The following is a 22,121-nucleotide window of genomic DNA, read 5'->3' as shown; positions in this document are numbered from 1 at the left end:
GAACGCGGATCGGGCTCGCTCCGGGAGCCCGATCCGGCTTCGCTCACGCCGTGACGACGACCTTGCCGAAGACATCGCCCGCGTGCAGGTGGGCGAACGCGTCCCGGACGTTCGCGAGCGTGAACGTCGAGTCGATGATCGGGCGCAGGCCCGTGCGTGCGCAGAGGGCGAGCAGGCCGGCCAGCTCCTCCGGCGACCCCATCGACGTCCCCAGCACCGAGATGTTGTGGAAGAACAGCCGACGCAGGTCGAGCCGCGGCAGGTGGCCCGACGTCGCTCCGGACACCACCAGCCGGCCGCCCGGCTTCAGCGACTTCTGCGAGTGGTCGAACGTCGCCTCACCCACGGTCTCGATCACGCAATCGACGCGCTCGGGCAGCCGAGCACCACTTTCCACCGCGACCGCGCCGAGCTTCTCGGCTCGCTCCCGCTTCGAGGCGTCCCGGCTCGTCGCGTACACGGTCGCGCCGAGCGCTACGCCGATCGCGACCGCCGCCGTCGCGACGCCACCGCCGGCACCCTGCACCAGGACGGACGAGCCCGGCCCCACCTGCCCGCAGGAGACCAGCATCCGGTACGCGGTGAGCCACGCCGTCGGTAGGCACGCGGCCTCGGCGAACGAGAGCTCGGCCGGCTTGGGCACCAGCGAAGCCCGCGGCACCGCGACCTTCTCGGCCAGCGTCCCGGGGAACTTCTCCGAGAGGATCGAGGTCTTCCCGGTCGCCGGGTCGGCGACCACGGGGTAGACGACGACCTCGTTACCGTCGGGGTCGCGGCCGGCGGCGTCGCAGCCGAGGATCATCGGCAGCGCGTCCTCGCCCAGGCCGACGCCCTTCAGCGACCAGAGATCGTGGTGGTTGAGAGCACTGGCGACGACGTCGACCACGACCCAGCCGTCCGGCGGGGTGGGATCCGGTACGTCTCCCACCTCGAGAGCGGAGAGCGGATCGGCGTCATCGATACGTGCGGCGTATGCGGCGAACACGACCTGACACTACCGGCGGGTAGGCTGATCGGGTTGTGAACCGTCACACGTATCGGCAGGTGCTCGGCCACTTCGCGACCGGCGTCGTCATCGTCACCGCGGCGACCGTCCCGGGCCCGGTCGGGCTGTCGATCAACTCGTTCACCGCGGTCTCGCTGGAGCCGCCGCTGGTCGGGTTCTTCCCCGCGGTGACCTCGCGGTCGTGGCCGGCGATCGAGCAGGTCGGCGCGTTCTGCGTGAACATGCTCGGGGTCGACCAGGAGCCGCTGGCCCACCGGTTCGCCGGAGCGGTAGCCGACCGATTCGCGGGCGTCGGATGGCGTCCCGCTCCGATGTCCACCGCTCCGGTGCTCGACGGCGTCATCGCCTGGATCGACTGCGCGCTGGAGTCGGTGAGTCCGGCCGGGGACCACCTGTTCGTGACCGGCCGCGTCACCGCGGCCGGGCTGCGCGCCGAGAACGACCCGCTGGTGTTCGCGCACGGCCGCTATCGCCGACTCGCGCCGGACGGCTGGGGCGGGCCGGACGGCTCGGGCTTTGCGGACGGCTAGCACTTCGGACGGCTAGGACGACGCCTGCGCGAACACCTCGGCGATGAACGGGCGCAGGACCACGGCGACGTCCTGTACCGCGCGCGACGTGTCGCCGCTGGCCACCGTGGCGTGGCTGATCGCCAGCCGGACGATCGTCTCGGCGAACACCCGCACGTCGCCCTCGGCGAGCGTCGGCCAGTGCGCGTCGATCACCGCGATCAGCCGCTCCCTCGCCACCTCGATGACCGGCAAGCTCTGGGTGGTGACCAGCGGCAGGAGGTCGCTGCTGCCGTCACCGCAGAGGATCGCCTTGACCATCAGGTTGTCGGCCGCGCCGGTGAGGAACGCGTCGAGCGCTGCCTCCACCGCCGCGTAGGGGTCGTCGGCGTTGCCCGCGACCGCGTCCTCCACCGTGCCGAGGAACCGGTCGGCCTCCCGGAGCACGTAGTGCTGCGCGAGTTCCTCGCGCGAGCCGAACAGCTGGTAGACGGTCTGCCTGCTCACCCCGGCCGCGTCGGCGACGTCCGCCATCCGGGTCTGTTGCCAGCCTCGGTCGCGCACCAGCACCTCGACCGCGTCGAGCACGGCCTCGCGCATCCCGGCGCGGGCCCGCTCGACGTACCGGCGCCGGCCCTCGGAGGAGCCGGCGCCGACGAACTCGTCCGTACTCAAGGAGTGTCCGCCGCGAGCTGACCGCCGGGCCGGGGGCCGTACCGGGCGAGCAGGCGAGCGCGGGCGGGCGCGTGCAGGTTGGCCCGGTCGAGGTCACCGTCGTAGTGGGCGATCACCCGCGGATCCATGATCCGGTGCCAGAGCGGAGGGAAGAGCGCCACGACGATCATCGTGGCATAGCCCGCCGGAAGCTGCGGCGAGGTGTCGAACGTGCGGAGGATCTGGTAGCGCCGGATCGGGTTCGCATGGTGGTCGCTGTGCCGCTGCAGTTGGTAGAGGAACATGTTGGTGACCAGCCGGTTGGAGTTCCAGCTGTGCTGCTCGTCCACCTTCTCGTAGCGCGAGCCGACGCGCTCCCGCCGCAGCCCGTAATGCTCCAGGTAGTTGACGACCTCCAGGAACGAGAAGCCGAGCACTGCCTGGGCGATCAGGAACGGGATCAGCCCGGGTCCGAACGCGACGGTGAGCGCGACGAACAGCACCAGCGTCATCACCCAGGCGTTGAGCACGTCGTTGCGCCAGGTCCAGGGGTTGCGCTTCCGTAACGTGAATCGGCTGCTCTCCAGGTGCCACGCCGATTGCAGGCTGCCCCACACCGTGCGGGGCCAGAAGCGCCAGAACGTCTCGCCCAGCCGGGAGCTGGCCGGGTCCTCCGGCGTCGCCACCCGGGTGTGGTGCCCGCGGTTGTGCTCGACGTAGAAGTGCCCGTACGCGGTCGGCGCGAGCGCGATCTTGGAGAGCCAGCGCTCCAGGTTCTCCCGCTTGTGGCCGAGTTCGTGGGCGGCGTTGATCGCGATCCCGTTGACGGTGCCGACCGAGACCAGGATGCCGAGCAGGCCGACCCAGCCGAGGTCGCCCTGTTGCCACTGCCAGGACCCGAGTACCAGCCCGCCGAGCTGGAGCGGCAGGTAGAGGTAGGTGAGCCAGCGGTAGTACCGGTCGGCCTGCAGCGTCTTCGCGGCGTCCTCCGGCGGGTTTCCGACGTCGTCACCGCCGACCATGTCGACCAGCGGGATCAGGACGAAGACCAGGCCGGGCGTGAGCCACCACCAGCCCTCGACGCCGGTCTGCGACACGATCCCGTAGCTCAAGAACGGAAGGATCGGAACCATGATGGCCGACGGCCACAGGTACCGGCGACCGTCGCGCCACGTGGCTCTGCTGGTTTCGGTCGTCATGTGGTGGGTCCTCTCCGATGAGGCGGGAGCCGGACCTCGACACCGTGCAATGGCATCGAAGCGCTGACTCGACTGTGGCAGCGATCACCCGCGCTGACAAGAGACTTGGAAATGTCAGCGGAACTGTCACGATCCGGATCTGTGTCGCTGACCGCGACAAGCGCTACTCTCCGGTACACGTGACGGCTGCCACACCCTCGGAGGGACCATGACCGCAGCGGGAAACCAGGGACCGTACGCCGCGACCGGACGCCAGCCGTCCCCTCCGTGGCTGGGCGCGCTCACCAGCGGGCTGACGTTCCTCGGTGCGGCGTGGCTACTCGCTTACACGCTGCTGGAGGTGCCGCCGCTGGAGGCACTGGGCGCCTGGAACTACGTCGGCATCGTGGGGCTGGTCGTCGTGGTCACCCTGCTGGGGAAGGTCTGGCACGGTGCCGACTACGTCCGCCCCACCCGCACGTCCAGGGTCTGAGCGCACGGCCCGCCCAGAACGACGCTGACAGGCGAGCGCGAGGCATTGAGACCACCGCGAGGTCGAGCCCAGCGGAAGCTGCCTCGCGCGGCGCCTGACAACGGCGGATCAGTGGTTCGCGGCGGCCTCGCGCTCGACAGCCAGCGCCGCTCTGGGCGGGCTCCAGGTTCGAGCAACTACTCCGCGCCTGGCGGCGCTTCAACAGCGGTCAGAGCCGGGCGACTCCGTCTTTGCGGGCCGCGGCGGCGACCGCTGCCGCGACGGCGGGCGCGACCCGGGGGTCGAACGGACTCGGGATGATGTGGTCGGCGCGCAGTTCCGACGCCACCACCGCAGCGAGCGCCTCCGCGGCCGCCAGCTTCATGCCTTCGGTGATCGCGGTCGCCCGGACGTCGAGCGCGCCACGGAAGATGCCCGGGAACGCGAGCACGTTGTTGATCTGGTTCGGATAGTCGCTGCGACCGGTGGCCACCACCGCGGCGTACTTGTGCGCGACGTCCGGGTGCACCTCGGGGTCGGGGTTGGCCATCGCGAAGATGAAGCTGTCCGGCGCCATCGTCGCCACCGCCGACTCGGGCACCTTGCCGGCGGAGAGCCCGATGAACACGTCGGCGCCCTTGAGCGCGTCCTCCAGCGAACCGGTGATGCCGTTCTTGTTGGTGATCGCGGCCAGCTCGCTCTTGACCGGGGTGAGGTTGCTGCGGCCGAGGTGGATGATGCCCTTCGAGTCGGCCACCGCGATGTCACCGACACCAGCGGCGAGCAGCATCTTCGTCACCGCGACACCGGCGGCGCCGGCCCCGGAGACGACGACCCGGAGGTCAGCGAGCGCTCGGCCGGTGAGTCTGGCCGCGTTCTGGAGCGCGGCGGTGGCGACGACCGCGGTGCCGTGCTGGTCGTCGTGGAACACTGGGATGTCCAGACGCTCGGCCAGCATCGCCTCGACCGCGAAGCACCGCGGCGCGCTGATGTCCTCCAGATTGATGCCGCCGAACGAGGGCGCCAGGCGGACGACGGTCTCGACGATCTCCTCGGGATCGGTGGTCGCGAGGCAGATCGGGATCGCGTCGATGCCGCCGAACTTCTTGAAGAGCACCGCCTTGCCCTCCATCACCGGCATCGCCGCTTTGGGGCCGATGTTGCCCAGCCCGAGCACGGCGGTGCCGTCGGTCACCACGGCGACCGTGCGGGACGCCCAGGTGAACTCGTCGAAGAGGGCCGGCTCGGCGGCGATCGCGCTGCAGACCCTGGCGACGCCGGGCGTGTACGCGATCGAGAGGTCGTCGCGGCCGGCGAGCGGGATCGTTGCGGCGATCTCCATCTTGCCGCCACGGTGAGCGGCGAAAACAGGGTCTGGGGCGGCGGCGATGTCCTCCGGGGCGGAGGGATCGATGGGTAGGGCGCTCACGGGGGCTCCTCGACTTCGGGTGTGCGGCGGCGACGACGAGCACGGCTCATCGCCCGGCAGTGCGGCATGACCCCACGGTCGTGGGTGCGGCGTCGCGTCACCCGGGGGTCGCCCGGAGATAACACAGGATTCTCGCACGGGTGAATCGATCAGGTGTACCACGTGCTGGGACTCCAGTGCGTTGTTCACTGGGTCTCGGCGAGATCCGTCCTGGTCAGAATACCGATGCGGCGGAGCGGCCAGCAGCGTGCCACAACGCGCCCGTAGACCTCGGCCGGACCGTACCGACGCGAGTCGTCGGCGACCGCCTCGTTGTCCGACGCCAGCCACCAGCCGCCACCGACCCGGCGGACGGCCCGCTTGACGACGAGCAGGTCAGGGCGGGTGGGGAACGCACCGACGACGACGTCACCCGCGCGGATGCGGCCGGTCCGGCGCACCAGGATGTGGTCGCCGTGTTTCAACGTCGGCACCATCGACGGACCGCTGACCAGGATGTGCACCCACCGCGAGCGTCCGAGCGACCGCTCCGCTGCCGTTCCGGGTTCCGACGGGGTGGGTGCGGCGCCCGGCTGGGCCATCCGTCACCACCGGCCTTCCGCTCGGAACCGTCCGGGAACCCTGCCCGCGTCGAAAGCGCGCCGCTTAACCGGGAGTAGGGTTCGGGTCGTAGTCGTTCGTCGGACGCATCATCCCACCGGAGGACTGAGACCATGCGGTTGCCGCGCTTCCTTGCGCCGCGCACTGTCGCACATGCCCACTGCGACCTGCCCTGCGGCGTCTACGACCCGGCCCAGGCCCGGATCGAGGCGCAGTCGGTGAAGGCGATCATCGAGAAGTACCAGGCCAACGAGGACCCGGTGTTCCGCACTCGGGCCATCCTCATCAAGGAGCAGCGGTCGGAGCTCGTCAAGCACCACCTGTGGGTGCTGTGGACGGACTACTTCAAGCCGCCGCACTTCGAGAAGTACCCGCAGCTGCACACCCTGTTCAACGAGGCCACCAAGCTGGCCGGCGCAGCCGGCGGCAAGGGCACGCTGGACGTCGCGGTCGCCGACCAGCTTCTCGGCAAGATCGACGAGATCGCCGAGATCTTCTGGGAGACCAAGAAGGCGTGACGCCTAGCACGGACGACACGGCGTCGGCCGCCTCCGCCTCGGTGGAGGCGGCCGACGCTGCCGTTCCGTCCGACCACTCCGCGCTCTACCTGGTTCGCCACGGGGAGACCGAGTGGTCGAAGTCGGGACAGCACACGAGCCGGACCGACCTCCCGTTGACCGAGGTCGGCGAGGCCGCAGCCGTCGCACTGCGGCCGCTGCTGGTGGAGCTGCTCGGGAACCGAGCACCGGCGCTCGCCCTCTCCAGCCCGATGAAGCGCGCCAAGCACACCGCCGAGCTGGCCGGCATCTCCGTGCAGATCGACGACGACCTGCGTGAAGTGGACTACGGCCGGTACGAGGGCATCACGACGCCGCAGATCCGCGAGCAGGACCCGGGCTGGACCGTCTGGACCGGCGCAGTACCCGACGGGGAGACCGCCGAACAGGCGGGCCACCGCGTCGACCGGGTGCTGGAGCGGGTGCGGAGTGCACTGCCGGACGGGCACGTCGTCCTCTTCGCGCACGGCCACATCCTGCGGGTGCTCACCGCCCGTTGGCTCGGACTGCCCGCCTCCGAGGGCAGGCTGTTCGCGCTGAGCACCGCGACCGTGAGCGTCCTGGACACCGAGCACGGCCGCCCGGTCGTACGTCGGTGGAACCTGCCCGCGAGCTGGTCGTGAACTTTCCTTTACGCGCGGCCTCCCCCGGCGGCGCCGAACTCGTCCGACCGACCGGCCGCTGACCCGATCCGCGACACGCCGACGCGGAAACAGACTCTACGGGCGTGTCACGCGCTTCTGTCGACACCGATCACGATTGCTACTCGCGTGTGGACTCCCCTCGGACCGTCCCGGGCCGTAAAGTGCGGGCGGGGGAACACCGCATAGCGCGACAAACACACGGTCGGAGCACGACCGTGGAAAGGTCGGGCACATGGTCGCGCTCGCGGGAGTGCGCCGCAGAGCGCGACCGTGACAAGGTCGGGCGCGGCCCCCGACGGCACACGGGGAGGGGTGGCGTGGAGGCGAGGGCAGCGCAGCACCGCGGCGGCGCCGCGGCCGGCCAGGCGTCGAGCTCGGGCGTTCTACTACCCACTCCGGACGTGCCGATCGCCGGCTACGTCCCTGGCTCGCGCGCCCCGGGCGACCCCGCCGCCGGGCTCACCACCGCGCCGAGCTCGACGGACCGGCCGGGAAGCATGGCCGCGCCCGACGCCACGGACCAACCCAGCGCCACGAAAGGGCTGAGCAGCGTGGAGGGTGGGCGTGTGGAGGGCGGCCCGGACATCGTCCTGCTGACCCTGCCGGCCAACAGCGTGTACCTCTCCGTACTGCGTACCGCCACCGCCGGTCTCGCCGCCCGCCTGCACTTCACGCTCGACGAGATCGAGGACCTGCGCATCGCGGTCGACGAGGCCTGCGCGATGTTGCTGAACGGCGAAGAGCTCCCCGACTCGGAACTGCACTGCCGTTTTACATTGACCCCGGACGAGATCGCCGTCACCGTGACGCTCCCTGGCGTCCGCCGCAGTCTGCCCCCGCAGAACACGTTCGCCTGGCAGGTGCTCACCGCCCTGACCGGCGAGGTGGACGCCGAGGTCAGCAACGACCAGCTCACCATCGGGCTGGTCAAGCGGCGGAGCCGCGCCTCGTGACCAGCGCGAGACGCCCGGGTTCCGCGAGCCGCAACCCGTCCTCGGACCCGGTGGTGCGTCCAGCCCGTCGTCGGGCCGGACGGAGCGAACCGACCCAGCACGACCCGTCCCGGGTGCCCGTTCCGGCCGGTCCGGTCGACGACCGCACCACCGACGAGGGGCCGACCGACGAGCGCCCGCCGCTGCGACGCGCGCCGCTGCGACGCCAGGCGTCGGTGGCCGACTCGACCGACTCCGGCGACACGTCCGACGTCGTGCTCACCGGGGCGGAGCGAGACCGCTACGCCTCCCATGAGCTGTTCCGGCGCCTGCAGGCCTGCGTGCCCGGCAGCCCGGAGTGGCGGACGCATCGGGACGAGCTGGTCCGCCGTCATCTGCCGCTCGCGCACTACCTGGTGCGGCGGTTCGCCGGGCGCGGCGAGCCGATGGACGACCTGATCCAGGTCGCCACGATCGGGCTGATCAAGGCCGTGGACCGCTTCGACCTCGAACGCGGGGTCGAATTCTCCACATATGCGACCCCGACCGTCGTCGGCGAAGTCAAACGCCACTTCCGCGACCGCGGCTGGGCGATCCGCGTTCCCCGGCGCATGCAGGAGCACACGCTGGCGGTCTCCCGGGCGACCGGCGACCTGTTCGGCCGACTGTCTCGGTCCCCCACGATCGCGGAGCTCGCCGGGTACACCCAGTTGACCGAGGAAGAGGTCCTGGAGGCGATCGGATCCGCGCACGCCTACACGACCGTTTCGCTCGACGTCGAGCTGGCCGACGATTCCCCCGGCGGCGCCGCCCACCCGGCGGCCGGGGATGCGCAGGCCGCACTGGAGAACGTCGAGCACCGGGCGTCGTTGCGGCCGCTGCTCAGCCGGCTCACCCCGCGCGAGCGGCAGATCCTCGCGCTCCGATTCTTCGCGAACATGACCCAATCGGAAATTGCGGCAGAGATCGGCGTCTCACAGATGCACGTGTCCCGGTTGCTCAGCCGGACGTTGGCACACTTGCGTGAGGGTCTGGGGCACGCAGAGTAGTGACCGTTTCGTGACCCCCAGTAACCGGCAGATCAGGCGTTCAGGGCCTGTCGGGACGCCGGGGCCACGATGAGCGCGACGCAGGCGACGACCGACGCACCGATCAGCCCACCGAGCACCTTCACCCAGGTATCGCTGTCGCCGGTCACCATGAAGAACACGACCGGGATCGCGCACAGCTGGAGCGCGACGGCCAATCCCCGGCCGGCCAGGCGCCGGTGGACCAGCAGCCGCCCGGCGACGAACAACGCGCCTGCCGCCACCAACGGGCCGGCGATGATCCAGGCCGCCCACTCGAGCTGGTCGGTGCCGTCGCGGATCAGGCCGACGATCTCGGCGACCGCGAGCAGGGCAACGAGCACCGCCTGAATCCAGAGCACGAGGACGCCCACGCGCAGCGTCAGCGGGCCGTCGTCCGGAGTCGCACCGGCGCCTCCCGGGCCCGACGCGTCGACTTCGGCGGCTTCGACAGCGGGGTCTGGACGGTCTGTCACAAGCTCAAGCCTACCGACAAGTAGAGTCGCCACCATGCGTGCACTTCTGGTGGTCAACCCTACCGCCACGACCACTCGGCCACGCACTCGTGAGGTGCTGGTGTCAGCGCTCTCGACCGAACTCGACCTTGAGGTCGCGGAGACCACTCACCGCGGCCACGCCATCGAACTGGGGACCCGCGCCGCCCGCGAGAAGTTCGACGTCATCGTGGCCCTGGGGGGCGACGGCACGGTCAACGAGGTGGTCAACGGGTTGCTCGTCGACGGTCCGAGCGGCGACCTGCCTGCACTCGGCGTGGTGCCCGGCGGGTCGGCGAACGTGTTCATCCGCGCACTCGGCGGGCCGCGCGATCCGGTGGACGCCACCGGACTACTCCTGGAAGCCCTCCGGGCGAACCGTCGGCGCACGATCGGGCTCGGCCGGGTCAACGATCGCTGGTTCATCTTCTGCGCGGGCTACGGCCTCGACGCGGCGGTGGTCGGCCGAGTCGAGCGGGCCCGCAGCAACGGCAAGACCGCGACGCCGGGGCTGTACGTGAGGTCGGCGGTGGCCCAGTACTTCCGCGGTCCGGAGCGGACGATGTCGAGCATCGAACTGAAACTGGACGCTCCGCCGTCGGACGGCGTCGATTCCGAGACAGAGCCGAGCGGACGCTTCGCCGCGGTGATCGTGCAGAACTGTTCACCATGGACCTATTTGGGGCCACGTCCGGTGAATCCCTGTCCGGAAGCCTCGTTCGACGCCGGTTTGGATTTCCTGGCGGCACGAGCGCTCCGGTTGCCGAGCACACTCCGGACGGTTCAGCAGATTCTTTCTTCGAAGCCCGATCCGCGCGGTCGCGAGATAGTCCGCCGCCATGACCTCTCCGGGTTCGTCCTGCGTTCGGACACCCCGCTCGCCGCACAGGTGGACGGCGACTACCTCGGTGAACTCACCGAGCTCCGGTTCGCCGGTGTGCCGCATGCGCTCCGCGTCGTGGTGTGAGACACACTCTCGTCCAACCACCGTCCGCTTATTCGGATGACCGGACGGTGTTGTCCGCGCACACCGACGGCTGGACCTTAAAAATTCCTCGTGCGTGTGCGTTTTAGGCGTTAAGAAGTGCGGAACCCCCCGCCGCATGAGCGTTCATGACAGTGAGGGGCGTTACCGACCGGATCGGCCGTAGTGGTTCAGCCGGGAACTCTCTCGCGGTTCAGGGTGGTCAACCGACAACCGTGATGCTGAGCACTTCAACACGCCATGTGTTGACGCTGAGCGGCACGGACGCGGACGGTGGTGGCGGAGCGTAACTCTCGCCGCGGTTTGGGCCTCATATGAGGGTGAAGTACACCGTTACTAGCGTATTGTCCGATCTAACCGCAGGTGAGTCGGCTCACGGCCGGTCTAAATAAGGTTCACAACCCCTTGACATAGCCGCTGTTCGTGAAAGCATTCACAAGCAACACCACACGTGAGCTCCAGTCGCCGTCAGGCTCGGTGTGGGCAAGGACGGCGACCCGAGATCAGATACAAGGAGAATTGGCATGGACTGGCGCCACCGCGCCCTCTGCCGCGACGAGGACCCCGAGCTGTTCTTCCCGATCGGGACGACCGGGCCGGCGCTGCTGCAGGTGGAAGAAGCGAAGGCCGTCTGCCGCCGCTGTTCGGTCACTGAGGCCTGCCTGCAGTGGGCGATCGAGTCGGGTCAGGACGCCGGCGTGTGGGGCGGCATGAGCGAGGACGAACGCCGGGCGCTCAAGCGTCGCAACCGGCAGCGTGCCCGCACCGCCTGAAACCTTCGCACGAGCCTGACCGGCCCGGCACCCCAGCTACGGGGGTAGCCGGGCCGGTTACGTTTCCGGCCCCGCCAGCTCCCGCGCGAAGTTCCCGCCCAGCGCACGCCCGCCGCGCCGAGCCGCGCCCGCCACCGCCGCGGCTGAGTTCCCGAAAATCCGCCCACGCGCCGCCGCCCCGAGATTGGGTTCCCGAAAGACCACCTCGGCGCCCGCCCGCAGGGGTTGGCTTCCCGAAAATCCGCCCGTACCACCGCGCGGCCCGCGCGGCGGACGCGCTGGCCTACCTCGACGGGATCAGCGGGACGATGAGGACGGCCTCGGTGCCGCCGTCGGCGCGGGGGCGGAGTTCGAGCGTTCCGTTCAACTCCCCCGTCACGAGCGTCCGAACGATCTGCAGGCCGAGCCGCTCGGAGCTGTCCAACTGGAAGTTCTCCGGCAACCCGCGGCCGTTGTCGGTGATCCGGACGTGCAGCCGGCCGCGCCACCGGTGCGCGGCGACGATGACCTCGCCGGTCTCCCCCGGGCCGTACGCGTGCTCGACCGCGTTCTGCGCCAGCTCGGTCGCGACCGTCACGAGCGGCGTGGCGATCTGCGCCGACAGCACACCGAACGAACCGACCCGCCGCACCAGCACCCGCGACTCCGGCGCCGCGACCTCGGCCACCATCGAGATCACCCGGTCGACGATCGAGTCGAAGTCCACGGTCTCGTCCAGCGACGACGCCAGCGTCTCGTGCACCAGCGCGATCGACGCGACCCGGCGCACCGACTCCTCCAGCGCAGCCCGAGCGTCGGTCGAGCCGACCCGGCGTGCCTGGAGCCGCAGGAGCGCCGCCACCGTCTGCAGGTTGTTCTTGACCCGGTGGTGGATCTCCCGGATTGTCGCGTCCTTGGTGACCAGCGCCTTGTCCCGACGACGGACGTCGGTCACATCCCGGACCAGCACCAGCGCACCGATCGGCGTGCCGTCCGGCAGCAGCGGCAGCGCCCGGATCAGCACGGTCGCGCCGCGGGCCTCGACCTCGGTGCGGCCCTTCACCTCGCCGTGGACCGCCGCCTGGATACGGGCGCAGACCTCGCCGCCGTCGAGCGGGTCGGTCGCCAGGCTCCGGGTCAGCGTTGCGAGCTCCTCGCCGACCATGTCCCCGGCCAGCCCCAGCCGTCGGTACGCCGACTGCGCGTTCGGGCTCGCGTACGTCACGACGCCCAGCGAGTTCAGCCGGACCAAGCCGTCACCGACCCGCGGCGCCGAGGCCGTCTTCTCCTCGGCCGGCGGCGGCGGGAACGTGCCACCCGCCACCATCAGGCAAAGATCGTCGGCGGCCTGCAGGTAGCTGAGCTCCAGCTGGCTCGGCACCCGCGTCGCCGCCAGGTTCGTCACCCGCCCGACGACCGCGATCACCCGATCGCCGCGGCGCACCGGGATCGCCTCCTGCCGAGCCGGGACGCCGTCGTGCCAGACCGGGTCACCCTCGCGCCAAATCCGGCGCTCGATCATCGCGGTGGAGAGCTGATCGACCACCGAGCCGGTCGCCATCTTGCCGACCATGTCGTCGTGGTAGGCGGTCGGCGCCGTCGTCGGGCGGACCTGCGCCGCACAGAGGAAGCCGCTCTCCGCGACCGGCAACCAAAGCAGAAGGTCGGCGAAGCTCAGGTCGGCGAGCAGTTGCCAGTCGCCGGCGAGACGGTGCAGGTGCTCGAGATCCTCACCGGAGAGGGAGGTGTGCTCCTCCACCAGATCCCGCAACGTCGACACGGCCCAAATATGGCACGCCCCTCCGACAGTCCCCACAGCGGCGTCACGACCGACCGCCCCAACCACCGAACAGGGCCCCGCAGCGCCCGCAGCGGCGTCACAAACCGGTCATCCGAACGGACAGTTCGCTCCGCGCCCGCGCTGATCCTCCCTTCGGAGGGTGCGCCCCTGGTCGCAGCCCGCAATCGGGAGGTGGTCCGCGCTACTGCTCGGTAATGGATCCACGCGACTCGTCCCGGCTCGCGGCAGCTTTGTGCCAGACTCCGGACCACGGGGCATAACCGCAGGCAGCGGCTATAAGGCAAGTGAGGAACCGGACGCGGAGTCTCCGTCCGGCCGAGAGGAAAGGTGCGGTGCATGTCCGGAGCACCGACGCGAACGGCCCCGCGCCGCGACATACCGCGCGCCGACCTTCCGTGAGCGATCCATTGCAGCGTCTCCGCGACGCGTACTCCGTCCGGACCGTGTCCGGACTGACCCGGCGGCTGCGACCGCGGCCGGTGGGTGGCGACGGCCTGGTCGACCTCGCCGGCAACGACTACCTCGGGCTCAGCCGCGACGAGCGGGTGGTCTCGGCGGCGGCGGCTGCGGCTCTGACCTGGGGAGCCGGCGCGACCGGATCCCGGCTGGTCACCGGCACCACGGTGCTGCACGCCGACCTGGAGGCCGCGCTGGCCCGGTTCGCCGGGGCCCCGGACGCGCTGGTCTTCTCGTCGGGGTACCTGGCCAACCTCGGCGCAGTGACCGTTCTCGGCGGCCCGGACGTGCTGGTCGTCTCGGACGCCGTCAACCACGCCTCGATCGTGGATGCCTGCCGGCTGTCCCGGTCGCGGGTGTCGATCACGCCGCACCGAGACGTCGGCGCGGTCGAACGGGCGCTGGCCGGACGGGCCGAGGAGCACGCCGTGGTGGTCACCGACGCGTTGTTCAGCGTCGACGGCGATCTCGCACCGCTCCCCGACTTGCACGCCGTGTGCCGCAACTACGGTGCCCTGCTCGTCGTCGACGAGGCGCACGCGCTGGGCGTCGTCGGGGACCGGGGCCGGGGCGCGGTGTACGCCGCGGGGCTGGCCGCCGAGCCGGACGTCGTCCGCACCGTGACCCTGTCGAAATCGCTGGGTTCGCAGGGCGGCGCCGTCCTCGGGGCGTCGGAAGTGATCCAGGAGTTGATCGACCGCGGCCGGCCGTTCATCTTCGACACCGGCCTCGCGCCGGCGTCCGCAGCCGCGGCGCTGACCGCGCTCCGGATCCTCGCGTCCACGCCGGAGCTGGTGGCCACGGTCCGCGCCCGGGCCAGCGAGTTGGCCTGGGCGGCTCGCTCGGCCGGGCTGACGGTGACCCGTCCGGACGGCGCCGTGCTGTCGGTGACGATCGGCGATCCACACGCGGCGCTGCACGCGCAGGCGATCTGCGCCGAGTTCGGACTCAAGGTGGGCTGCTTCCGCCCGCCCTCCGTCCCCGAGGGCCGCGCGTGCCTGCGACTCACCGCCCGCGCTGATCTGTCGGACGCCGAGGTCGCACTGGCCGCTCGCGCGTTCACCATGGTGGCCCGGAGCCTGCGCATCCCCTCCCGTCACTGAGCCGGAGCGTCGGGGACCGGTTCCTCAGGAAGGGCGGCGGAGACGGCGGCTCTTGCCGACCGGCTGCTCGGGCTCCGGCAGCGGCACCGACGATCGGTGCTCCTCCCTGCCGCGGTCGAGCCAGCACAGCTCCACGCCGAGCCCACCGGGCCGGTCGGCGCGCCGCACCTCGGCATGGAGCGTTCCTCCGGCGGGCACCCGGGCGGCGGTGCCCGGGTCGATCGCGGCGGCCCGACCCGTCGGATCGGCGACCAGCTCGAACCAGGCGAGCGGCGCCTCGGTGCGGCCCGTGTTGTGCGCGGTGATCGACCACCCGGCATCAGTGGGCCGACGCAGCACGGCGAAGCGCGGACCGTCCGGTGCACGCGGGGACAGGCGGTACATCACCAGGATCGTCACGACCGCGAGTACCGCCGTCACCAGGCCGATCCACGCCTCCGCGTTCATGTCGCCACCCCCACTCGACCCGGCTCCGGAACCCACGCAGCGCCGTTGCTACTCGCTACCCTCCTACCGCCGCAATTCTCTGCGATCAAGCCGCAGCAATAGTGATGCGATCGATGAGTTGCAAATAGCATGCCTGAACTATGCATCATGCACAAGGCAACTAATGACCATGAGAAATCGGGCGCCGAATTACCTCTGGCCTCGTTGATCCCACGGGGCCCGTCGGTCGCAGAAGCCCGGGTTAGACCAATTGCTTGCGGCTCAGGAACGTGAACGCGAGCCAACCGGGCAGCACGGGCAGCCAGAACGTCAGCAGGCGGAAGAGCAGAACCGACGAGATCGCGGTGGCGCCGTCGAGGCCACCCGCCGTGAGGCCGGCCGACAGCACGGCCTCGACCGCTCCGAGGCCACCGGGTGTGGGCGCCGCCGAACCCAACGCGGTCCCGGCGAGCACGACGACCGCGACGACCGACCAGGACAGCGACCCACCGAAGCCCTCGATACAGGCGCTCATCACCAGCACGGTCGCGACCGACTGCAGGATCGTTCCGAAGACCCCGGCGCCGAGGCGGGCCGGCCGGGTGAAGACGCTCGCCAGCCGCGGCGTGATCTGGGCGAGATACGGGCGGAGCCGGGCCAGCAGAAACCGCCGGCCGACCGGAATCATGAATACCGCGGCGACGATCGCCATGATGACCCCGAGCGTGATCAGCGCACTGTCCGGCACCTCGAGCGAGCGGGCTTGGTCATTCCCGGCGACCAGGCCGACGACGATGAGCAGCAGCACGGTCACCGCCACCGTTCCGAGCTGCCAGAGCGCCACCGCGGCCACCGCCGCGGCCGCTGGCACGCCCGCCTGCTGCAGGTACCGGACGTTGAGCGCCGCACCTCCGACGCCGGCCGGCGCCACCAGCCCGAGGAACGACGACGCGACCTGGACGAGGAAGGTCCGGGCGAAGCGGAGACGCTCGGCGACGAAGCCGGTGAGGGCGACGGCCGCGCCGACGAACCGCACGGCGCCGAGCAGCACGGCGACCGCGAGCCACCGCCAGTCCGCCGCGCTGATCACCGCGACCAGATCCAGGCCCGCGATCTGGTCGAGCAGGACGTAGGCGGCCGCGGTGAGCGCGACGACCGAGATGATCGTCCGCGGCCGGAGGCGTTCCAAGCGGACCGGCTCCGGCGGGGCCGTGCCGATCACGTCCAACACGCGGTCGCGGAGCGTGTCGAGCAAACCTTTGTCGCGGCGCAGCGCCTGCCGGCTCGTCCGGCCGAGCGCCACCGGTTGCAGCGCCGACACCGCCCCGGCCAGCCGCTCGGTGCCGAGCGCACGCAACGCGCTCTCGACGGCCCGGTCGACGCCGACCTTGAGCGCGAGCGTGACCAGCAGCTGCGCGAGGTCGATACGCAGGGCGGTGACCGGCGCCGCGATCAGCCCTGCGCCACTGAACCGGAGTCCGGCGCCGCCGTCCGGCGGGAACACGACGTTCTGCCCGACCAGGCCCCGGTGCGCGATCGCCCGACGGTGCAGCAGCAGCACCTGCCCCCAGACGGCGCCCAGGCGATCGTCGTCCAACTGCTCGAGCGGGATCTCGTCGAGCGAGGGACCGGGAACGTCCTCATAGGCCAGCACGACGGCGTCCGGCTCCACCGGCACCGCGGCGACCATGCCCTGCACGCGCGCGCCCGCCGCCGCCATCACAGCGCTGATCAGCGCCTCGTGCTCGACCGCGCGGCGCAGCGACACGAGGGCCTTCCGGCCGGCCGGTTCGCGGAACCGGACCGTACGCCAGACCGCCTGCAGGACACCCGCGCCTTCGTGGTCGCGATCGAGCACGTGGACGACGAGCGCGCGCCCGTCGCGGTCGACCGCGTCGAAGAACACCGGATCGTCGATGTCCAGGTGGCGAGGGCGCAGCGAAACCAACTCGACGCCGGCTCGCCGCAGCTCGGCCACGACCGCACGGGGACTGGGCCGGGACGGGTTGGTACCGGCCGCCCACCGGACGAACATGCCGACGACGCGGCCGATGAGCAGCGAGATCAGCACCGCGATCGCGGTCGCACCGAGCGTGACCTGGGCCAGTCCGAACAGCACGAAGACGACGCCGGCCAGCACGCGCAGCCGGGGTTGGCGCCCGATCTGCGCGACCGTGGCGATCGCGGCGACCCCGGCGCTGAATCCGGTGATGTCCGGGGCGGCGGCCTGGGCCGCGGTGAGCGACGCCGCGAGCGCGTCCGCGTTGCCGATCTGGCGTAGCACCGACTGCAGCGCGGCCACCCAGGCAAGGCACGCGAGGAAGGCCAGTGTGCCGTCCGCCAGAACTCGCAGTCGCCGGCGGATCAGGAGGTCGACGACGATGACGGCGGGCAGGGCGAGCATCAGCAGGCCGGAGCCGGTCGTGACGAGAACGTCGAGCGCGGTCGGGAGCGGGGCGGTGGCTGCGGTGACGTCCGCGTCGATGCCGGCCACCGTGTTCGTGGTGAAGGCACCGATCAGCATCGCGACCGCGAGGCCGGCCATCGAGACGAGGAGCCGGACCAGGTCCAGGGGGCGGTGGATGCGGCGAGGCGGTTCGGGTGCCTCGATCGTCGGCGCCCCGTCGGCGGGCGGTGGTTCGCCGCCCGGGCCGGATCCGTCCTCACGGACCGAACCGGCGACGGTGTCGTCGATGGACGGAGAGAGCCCGGTCGGCTCAGTGGGCCCCGTCAGCTCAGTGGGCCCCGTCAGCTCGGTCGGCTCCGTCGGCTCAGGGCCGGCGACGCGCTGCTGCGCGGCCGGCGACTCCGAGCGCCCCGACGTCGTCATGGCAAGGATGGTGTCATCTGCGGTCGAGGTGTTGGACCTTGACCTCGTCCAAAATCACTCTGAACACCTAAATCACTTCTGTGCCCATTGATTTACCAACGAGCCGCCCACACACGGATCGAATCCTGGTGTCACTTTGCGAGTGGGCACTTGCTGACGCACACTTGCGACGCGAGTTTTGCGAAAGCTTACGTTGCTGCTTGCGATACGCGCCGTGCATCTTGCATACTGCCTTCGGACGGGTGATGGGCAGCCCGTCGGAGGGGTGAGTGCGATGAACACTCTCTGGGCACGCAGAGGACTCCACCATGTACGCCGCGCCCTGCGGGTGCGGACCGACGCCACGCCGCCCGCCTTGCGGACGCTTCGCTTCCGGCGCGAGACGGTTTGGGTGGTGTCGGAGCTCGCGTCCTGCTCGGCGGCGCAACGCGGTCGCCTGCACGGAGGCATCGGCACCCTCCCGTCCGGGTGGGGGGATCTCGCCGGGACGACCGCCGAGCCGCCACAGCCAGGGGCCGTCGCCCTGCTCCGTCGCGTGGACCCGCCTAGGGCCCAGCGCCGACGCCGGGCTTCCTGGACGGACACCGAGCGGCTTCTCGGCACCGAACTTCCCACGGACTACCGCGAACTGATCGACGACCGCGGGCCGGGCATCGTCGCGGACGTCGTCGTGTACGGCCCCGGCGGCATCGACGGAAACCTCGACCTGGTGCCGTGGATCCAAGGCATCCGGCGTTTAGTCATCTCGCTGCGGACGATCACCTGCAACCACTTCCCACCACCGTTTCATCCAGAGCCGGGCGGCATCCTGCCCTGGGGGCTCCTGCACGGCCGGCAGATCGTCGGCTGGGCAGTCACTTCGGACGAACCCGACACCTGGCCGGTGGTCGTCATGACCACCGAACTCGACGGCCTCACACTGCACCGCACCACCGCCACCGGCTATCTGTTGGCCCGCCTGCCGGGTCCGGAGATCCAGCCACTCACCGCCGGCTGACCGGCTCACGGATCGGCTCGCGGATCATTTCGACGACCCAGCACCCGATGAGCCTCGGCCCAAAGGGGTGGGGGGCCGAGAAAAGGCCGTCTCCTCTGCGCATCCTCGTCCTGCGCAGAGGAGACGGCCGCCCTCTCAGCGCATTGCGCGATGGTTCGCCGTCACCGCCGACTCAGGGAGCTTCCGGCGAGAATTCGCCTTGCTTCGCGCCGTCCAAGAACAATTTCCAGGAGTGGGTCGGAAACGCTAATTCGACCCCTCGATCCTTGGTGTCACGAAGTCCCACTAGGCCATTGATCGGTGCGGTCGTGACCTCTACGCAGTTTCCGATAGCGCTGTACGTACTCTTGTGCCACTTCGGCTTTGCGGTCATTCGACGAATCACCTTTCGTTTGAACCGGAACCAGACTCGGCCGCGACGGTGCCTGGAGGCCATGCACGGCCGGGCCCGCCGCCGAGCCGCAGGCGATCGTTCGATCGCTGGAATTCCGAGGCGCAGTCACCGGTGCGCGCCTCCACCGCGAGCGGTCAGGTTCCCGACCACCGGCGGCCGGTCCGGGACTCAGCCCGGAAGCCCTGTGCATCCTCGTCATGCGCAGGCAGCATGCGCACCGGCCGTCGCGCAGCGGCGAGCGACCCGTCTACGTTCCGCGGATGTCTCCACTGCGGCCGCAGGCCTGACAGCTGTTGTCGGCCATCCGGTGGAGACACCCCTCAGAATGCCCCATTTCTTCCCCACGACCGCAGTACGCGGTCGCACTTGCCCGCCCCCAGACACTGCACAATTCCCACCGGCCACTCCCTTCTCCCGACCGTTTCTGCGTACTCACGGTGGGTGATCAGTGATTGTCAGCCGTGTAGTAGCCACGCCCTGGGTCACTCTTCAGTATGCATATCGGAGGGTCGGGGAGGGAGGCATTAACGCACATTCCCTCTATCCTTCTCGATTCGGACGCCGCCCACGTCACAGCACACAAATCGCGCCGCAGCCGGATCGAACACGAGGGAGCCCGGCCACAGTAGGCGGGAAGGCACCTATGCGGTCGGGCTCGGGGACCGAAGTGAGGGCTACCAGCTGGCCGAGCAGCGAGCCCGCTCCACTTCGAGTTGATCAGAGCGTCCGTCGACGCCGTTGACTGCAGCAATACCACTGAAGGCCGAGGCGGAGTAGCGGAAGTGCCCTTCACGCGGACGCACGGACCATCACCGCCCCGGCCACACGACTGGAGCGCCCGCTTAGTGGCGCGGACTCTTTAGCGAGTCGATCCAGCTAGCGAATGCGGCCGGCGGGAGACTGAGGAATGGGTCACCAGGGCGCTTGCTGTCCCGGATATCAACCCAACCAGCACGATTGCGAACTTCAACGCAGTTCCCGATGCCGCTCGCCGTGGCCTTCCGCCATGGTCCCGCAGCTTGTGTCATGGACATTTGCGTTACACCCTTCGTCAGAATTCTCGAGAAACAGGAAACACGGGGCCCGCACAGACCCATACGGACCGCAGCAGAGATGACACACCATTCGAGCGAATGATTTCGACTCCGGCACCGCTCAACGGAGCAGCAGTCCGCCCAAAGCGCTACATCGCGGTAAGACGAATCCAGAGGCGGGTTGAGCGCGAGGCCCGTGCCCGCGACCTCTGAACCCCACCTCCGGAACGAGGGCGATCCGCGAGCGTCCCGGTTGGGGAGTTCGACGGAGCCGCGTCGGACGGTGGCTGGTCACGCCACAGATCCCGACCTGCATCCGAAGCACTGAGAACGTCGCGCCACACGCGTGGCGGGGCAGGGACGCGCCGGATCCCGCGCCTCTGCCCTCCGCGAGTACGCCCTCGACGAGGAAAGCATATTGCACAACGTAGCTTGCTCACTGCTTGTTGACAAGCGCACATGACGACACTCAGTTAGGCTTTCTTGGCCGAACCGGGGATGCGGGGGCGCAAGTAGCACGGTTTGCTGAACAGTCCAGCGCGCGACGCGTGATACAGATGTACCGGTCAGCGGCGGTTTCACGCCAGATCGGCCTGCTCGCGAGGCCTTACGATTTCGTCGCCGACCATCCGTGAGCTTTCCCTCCTGCACGCGCGCCCCGTTCACTGTGGGCAACGATGACACAGAAGTGTCTAGGGGCTACCCGGCGCGCCCTTGCCGCACGGAGACTCGACTCACCCGAGCCCACGGCGCAGCGCACATTGCGCCACCCAGGGCCCACAGCGCTGCGTGCCCGTGCCGAGTGCCACCCGCGTAGCGTCGGCAATACATCCGAACCGGTGAGGTCGGCACAGATCAGCGACTCAGCGCACCTTCGCGGCGTACTCGTCCCGGAGCGCGCGCAGGAACTCGGCAGAGCGGTCGAACCCCCACGCCTCGCTGCGCACGCCGTCGAGTACGTCGTTGTAGTACCGCACGCTCTTGTCGTCGCTGAGCAGCATCGCGTCGGTGATCGCCTCGACGTAGACGATGTTCGGATCATCGGGATGCGGCAGGTCCAGCACGGTGAACGCGCCACCCATCCCGGGGTGGCCACCGGCTTCGAACGGCACGACCAGGATCTCGATGTTCTCCACGTCGGACAGCTCGAGGAGCTTGTCGATCTGGTCACGCATCACGGTCACGCGGATCTTGCCCCCGATCGGCCGGCGCAGCGCCGCCTCGTCGATGAGCGCCGTGTAGAACACCGGGTCATCCGACCGGACCAGGATCTGCTGGCGCTCCAAGCGCTGCTTGACGGCCTCGTCGAGGTCGACATCCGCGGTCCGCATGACGCGCAGCATCGCCCGCGCGTAGTCCTCGGTCTGCAGCAGGCCGGGCACGATCGACGGCTCGTAGGTCCGGATGCGCCGGGCCTCCGCCTCGAACCCGATGAAGTCCTTGAACCCCCGGACCGGGGTGCGGTCCTGCACCCGCATCCACCACGCGGTCTCCCGGGACTCCCGGCCCAACTCCAGCAGACCGTCGCGCCGCGCCTTGTCGACGACGCCGTAGACGTCGAGCAGGGCACGGAGATCGACGGTTCCCTGCTCGACGTCTACGGCGTCGTCGACAAGGCGCGGCGCGACGGTTCCCACCTTGATCGCGGTGGTCTCGATGCGGCTGACCTTGGACGGCGACCAGTCCAGCTCCTTGGCGACCTGCTCTGCCGTCATGCCGTTCATCTCGCGGAGGGAGCGGAGTTCTTGCCCCAGTCGACGGCGCCGGACCGTCGGGCTCGTGCGTGCCATTGCGGCCTCCT

At 70.0% G+C, this 22,121-nt stretch carries 22 protein-coding genes; 10 read left to right on the top strand and 12 right to left on the bottom strand.

The window, feature by feature from the left end; translation table 11 throughout:
- Positions 1 to 43: 43 nt before the first annotated feature.
- On the bottom strand, positions 44 to 985 hold the full coding sequence (locus tag ABEB28_RS36175; RefSeq protein ID WP_345732787.1) for a zinc-binding dehydrogenase: 942 nt from the start codon (positions 983 to 985) through the stop codon (positions 44 to 46).
- Between the two features lie 35 nt (positions 986 to 1,020).
- On the opposite strand from ABEB28_RS36175, the gene ABEB28_RS36170 reads away from it, so the two are divergent.
- Positions 1,021 to 1,536, top strand: coding sequence for a flavin reductase family protein (locus ABEB28_RS36170; protein WP_345732786.1), 516 nt, complete (start codon positions 1,021 to 1,023; stop codon positions 1,534 to 1,536).
- 12 nt (positions 1,537 to 1,548) lie between these two features.
- Here the strand turns inward: ABEB28_RS36170 and ABEB28_RS36165 are convergent, their stop codons facing one another.
- Positions 1,549 to 2,190, bottom strand: a complete 642-nt coding sequence (locus ABEB28_RS36165; protein WP_345732785.1) for a TetR/AcrR family transcriptional regulator — start codon at positions 2,188 to 2,190, stop codon at positions 1,549 to 1,551.
- Positions 2,187 to 3,368 (bottom strand): alkane 1-monooxygenase, encoded by a 1,182-nt coding sequence (locus ABEB28_RS36160; protein ID WP_345732784.1) that lies wholly within the window; start codon positions 3,366 to 3,368, stop codon positions 2,187 to 2,189. The genes ABEB28_RS36165 and ABEB28_RS36160 overlap by 4 nt, the downstream gene beginning before the upstream one ends.
- Positions 3,369 to 3,576: 208 nt before the next feature.
- Between ABEB28_RS36160 and ABEB28_RS36155 the strand changes: the two genes are divergently transcribed.
- A complete protein-coding gene (locus tag ABEB28_RS36155; RefSeq protein WP_345732783.1) occupies positions 3,577 to 3,840 on the top strand; it encodes a cell division protein CrgA in 264 nt (87 codons plus the stop codon).
- A 208-nt stretch (positions 3,841 to 4,048) separates the two neighbouring features.
- Here the strand turns inward: ABEB28_RS36155 and ABEB28_RS36150 are convergent, their stop codons facing one another.
- Together ABEB28_RS36150 and ABEB28_RS36145 are read right to left on the bottom strand one after the other, a co-directional pair.
- Positions 4,049 to 5,248, bottom strand: coding sequence for an NAD(P)-dependent malic enzyme (locus ABEB28_RS36150; RefSeq protein WP_345732782.1), 1,200 nt, complete (start codon positions 5,246 to 5,248; stop codon positions 4,049 to 4,051).
- A 185-nt stretch (positions 5,249 to 5,433) separates the two neighbouring features.
- Entirely contained in the window at positions 5,434 to 5,829 is a 396-nt protein-coding gene (locus tag ABEB28_RS36145; RefSeq protein ID WP_345732781.1) for a S26 family signal peptidase, read from the bottom strand.
- A 132-nt stretch (positions 5,830 to 5,961) separates the two neighbouring features.
- Here ABEB28_RS36145 and sodN point away from each other — a divergent pair, with 132 nt between their 5' ends.
- From sodN to ABEB28_RS36125, 4 genes are all read left to right on the top strand, one after another.
- A complete protein-coding gene (sodN, locus tag ABEB28_RS36140) occupies positions 5,962 to 6,366 on the top strand; it encodes a superoxide dismutase, Ni (protein ID WP_345732780.1) in 405 nt (134 codons plus the stop codon).
- 41 nt (positions 6,367 to 6,407) lie between these two features.
- Entirely contained in the window at positions 6,408 to 7,028 is a 621-nt protein-coding gene (locus ABEB28_RS36135; protein WP_345732799.1) for a histidine phosphatase family protein, read from the top strand.
- A gap of 563 nt (positions 7,029 to 7,591) precedes the next feature.
- The gene (locus ABEB28_RS36130) at positions 7,592 to 8,002 is read left to right on the top strand and encodes an ATP-binding protein (protein ID WP_376981711.1); all 411 of its coding nucleotides are present in this window, start codon (positions 7,592 to 7,594) and stop codon (positions 8,000 to 8,002) included.
- Positions 7,999 to 9,030, top strand: a complete 1,032-nt coding sequence (locus tag ABEB28_RS36125; protein WP_345732779.1) for a SigB/SigF/SigG family RNA polymerase sigma factor — start codon at positions 7,999 to 8,001, stop codon at positions 9,028 to 9,030. The genes ABEB28_RS36130 and ABEB28_RS36125 overlap by 4 nt, the downstream gene beginning before the upstream one ends.
- Before the next feature lie 32 nt (positions 9,031 to 9,062).
- Here ABEB28_RS36125 and ABEB28_RS36120 read toward each other — a convergent pair whose 3' ends face one another.
- Positions 9,063 to 9,524, bottom strand: a complete 462-nt coding sequence (locus tag ABEB28_RS36120) for a hypothetical protein (protein ID WP_345732778.1) — start codon at positions 9,522 to 9,524, stop codon at positions 9,063 to 9,065.
- A 34-nt stretch (positions 9,525 to 9,558) separates the two neighbouring features.
- On the opposite strand from ABEB28_RS36120, the gene ABEB28_RS36115 reads away from it, so the two are divergent.
- Entirely contained in the window at positions 9,559 to 10,509 is a 951-nt protein-coding gene (locus tag ABEB28_RS36115; protein ID WP_345732777.1) for a diacylglycerol/lipid kinase family protein, read from the top strand.
- A gap of 542 nt (positions 10,510 to 11,051) precedes the next feature.
- Entirely contained in the window at positions 11,052 to 11,300 is a 249-nt protein-coding gene (locus ABEB28_RS36110; protein WP_345732776.1) for a WhiB family transcriptional regulator, read from the top strand.
- Positions 11,301 to 11,583: 283 nt separating this feature from the next.
- On the opposite strand, the gene ABEB28_RS36105 is transcribed toward ABEB28_RS36110, so the two are convergent.
- On the bottom strand, positions 11,584 to 13,059 hold the full coding sequence (locus tag ABEB28_RS36105; protein WP_345732775.1) for a sensor histidine kinase: 1,476 nt from the start codon (positions 13,057 to 13,059) through the stop codon (positions 11,584 to 11,586).
- Positions 13,060 to 13,475: 416 nt separating this feature from the next.
- On the opposite strand from ABEB28_RS36105, the gene ABEB28_RS36100 reads away from it, so the two are divergent.
- Positions 13,476 to 14,639: an 8-amino-7-oxononanoate synthase gene (locus ABEB28_RS36100; RefSeq protein WP_345732774.1), complete on the top strand. Its 1,164-nt coding sequence runs from the start codon at positions 13,476 to 13,478 to the stop codon at positions 14,637 to 14,639.
- Between the two features lie 24 nt (positions 14,640 to 14,663).
- Here ABEB28_RS36100 and ABEB28_RS36095 read toward each other — a convergent pair whose 3' ends face one another.
- Together ABEB28_RS36095 and ABEB28_RS36090 are read right to left on the bottom strand one after the other, a co-directional pair.
- On the bottom strand, positions 14,664 to 15,086 hold the full coding sequence (locus tag ABEB28_RS36095; protein ID WP_345732773.1) for a hypothetical protein: 423 nt from the start codon (positions 15,084 to 15,086) through the stop codon (positions 14,664 to 14,666).
- A gap of 241 nt (positions 15,087 to 15,327) precedes the next feature.
- Positions 15,328 to 17,895 carry a lysylphosphatidylglycerol synthase transmembrane domain-containing protein gene (locus ABEB28_RS36090; protein WP_345732772.1) on the bottom strand — a complete coding sequence of 856 codons (2,568 nt, stop codon included), beginning with the start codon at positions 17,893 to 17,895 and terminating at the stop codon, positions 15,328 to 15,330.
- Positions 17,896 to 18,169: 274 nt separating this feature from the next.
- On the opposite strand from ABEB28_RS36090, the gene ABEB28_RS36085 reads away from it, so the two are divergent.
- A complete protein-coding gene (locus ABEB28_RS36085) occupies positions 18,170 to 18,892 on the top strand; it encodes a hypothetical protein (RefSeq protein WP_345732771.1) in 723 nt (240 codons plus the stop codon).
- A gap of 172 nt (positions 18,893 to 19,064) precedes the next feature.
- Here the strand turns inward: ABEB28_RS36085 and ABEB28_RS36080 are convergent, their stop codons facing one another.
- The 3 genes from ABEB28_RS36080 to ABEB28_RS36070 all read right to left on the bottom strand — a co-directional run bounded on the left by ABEB28_RS36080 (position 19,065) and on the right by ABEB28_RS36070 (position 22,110).
- Complete coding sequence (locus tag ABEB28_RS36080; RefSeq protein WP_345732770.1) at positions 19,065 to 19,265, bottom strand: DUF397 domain-containing protein; 201 nt, start codon at positions 19,263 to 19,265, stop codon at positions 19,065 to 19,067.
- Between the two features lie 863 nt (positions 19,266 to 20,128).
- Positions 20,129 to 20,314 (bottom strand): DUF397 domain-containing protein, encoded by a 186-nt coding sequence (locus ABEB28_RS36075; protein ID WP_345732797.1) that lies wholly within the window; start codon positions 20,312 to 20,314, stop codon positions 20,129 to 20,131.
- An 869-nt stretch (positions 20,315 to 21,183) separates the two neighbouring features.
- Complete coding sequence (locus ABEB28_RS36070) at positions 21,184 to 22,110, bottom strand: helix-turn-helix domain-containing protein (protein WP_345732769.1); 927 nt, start codon at positions 22,108 to 22,110, stop codon at positions 21,184 to 21,186.
- Positions 22,111 to 22,121 lie beyond the last annotated feature (11 nt).

Origin of the sequence: Cryptosporangium minutisporangium, assembly GCF_039536245.1 — a bacterium.
Lineage (GTDB): Bacteria > Actinomycetota > Actinomycetes > Mycobacteriales > Cryptosporangiaceae > Cryptosporangium > Cryptosporangium minutisporangium.
Note: the sequence above shows the minus strand (reverse complement) of the source record. Positions and strands in the feature narration are given on the sequence as shown.

Excerpts from the sequence above, each read along its gene's own strand:
- ABEB28_RS36160 (WP_345732784.1), bottom strand. The coding sequence starts at position 3,368 with ATGACGACCGAAACCAGCAGAGCCACGTGGCGCGACGGTCGCCGGTAC.
- ABEB28_RS36155 (WP_345732783.1), top strand. The coding sequence starts at position 3,577 with ATGACCGCAGCGGGAAACCAGGGACCGTACGCCGCGACCGGACGCCAG.
- ABEB28_RS36145 (WP_345732781.1), bottom strand. The coding sequence starts at position 5,829 with ATGGCCCAGCCGGGCGCCGCACCCACCCCGTCGGAACCCGGAACGGCA.
- sodN (WP_345732780.1), top strand. The coding sequence starts at position 5,962 with ATGCGGTTGCCGCGCTTCCTTGCGCCGCGCACTGTCGCACATGCCCAC.
- ABEB28_RS36115 (WP_345732777.1), top strand. The coding sequence starts at position 9,559 with ATGCGTGCACTTCTGGTGGTCAACCCTACCGCCACGACCACTCGGCCA.
- ABEB28_RS36110 (WP_345732776.1), top strand. The coding sequence starts at position 11,052 with ATGGACTGGCGCCACCGCGCCCTCTGCCGCGACGAGGACCCCGAGCTG.
- ABEB28_RS36095 (WP_345732773.1), bottom strand. The coding sequence starts at position 15,086 with ATGAACGCGGAGGCGTGGATCGGCCTGGTGACGGCGGTACTCGCGGTC.
- ABEB28_RS36090 (WP_345732772.1), bottom strand. The coding sequence starts at position 17,895 with ATGACGACGTCGGGGCGCTCGGAGTCGCCGGCCGCGCAGCAGCGCGTC.
- ABEB28_RS36085 (WP_345732771.1), top strand. The coding sequence starts at position 18,170 with ATGAACACTCTCTGGGCACGCAGAGGACTCCACCATGTACGCCGCGCC.
- ABEB28_RS36080 (WP_345732770.1), bottom strand. The coding sequence starts at position 19,265 with ATGACCGCAAAGCCGAAGTGGCACAAGAGTACGTACAGCGCTATCGGA.
- ABEB28_RS36075 (WP_345732797.1), bottom strand. The coding sequence starts at position 20,314 with ATGACACAAGCTGCGGGACCATGGCGGAAGGCCACGGCGAGCGGCATC.
- ABEB28_RS36070 (WP_345732769.1), bottom strand. The coding sequence starts at position 22,110 with ATGGCACGCACGAGCCCGACGGTCCGGCGCCGTCGACTGGGGCAAGAA.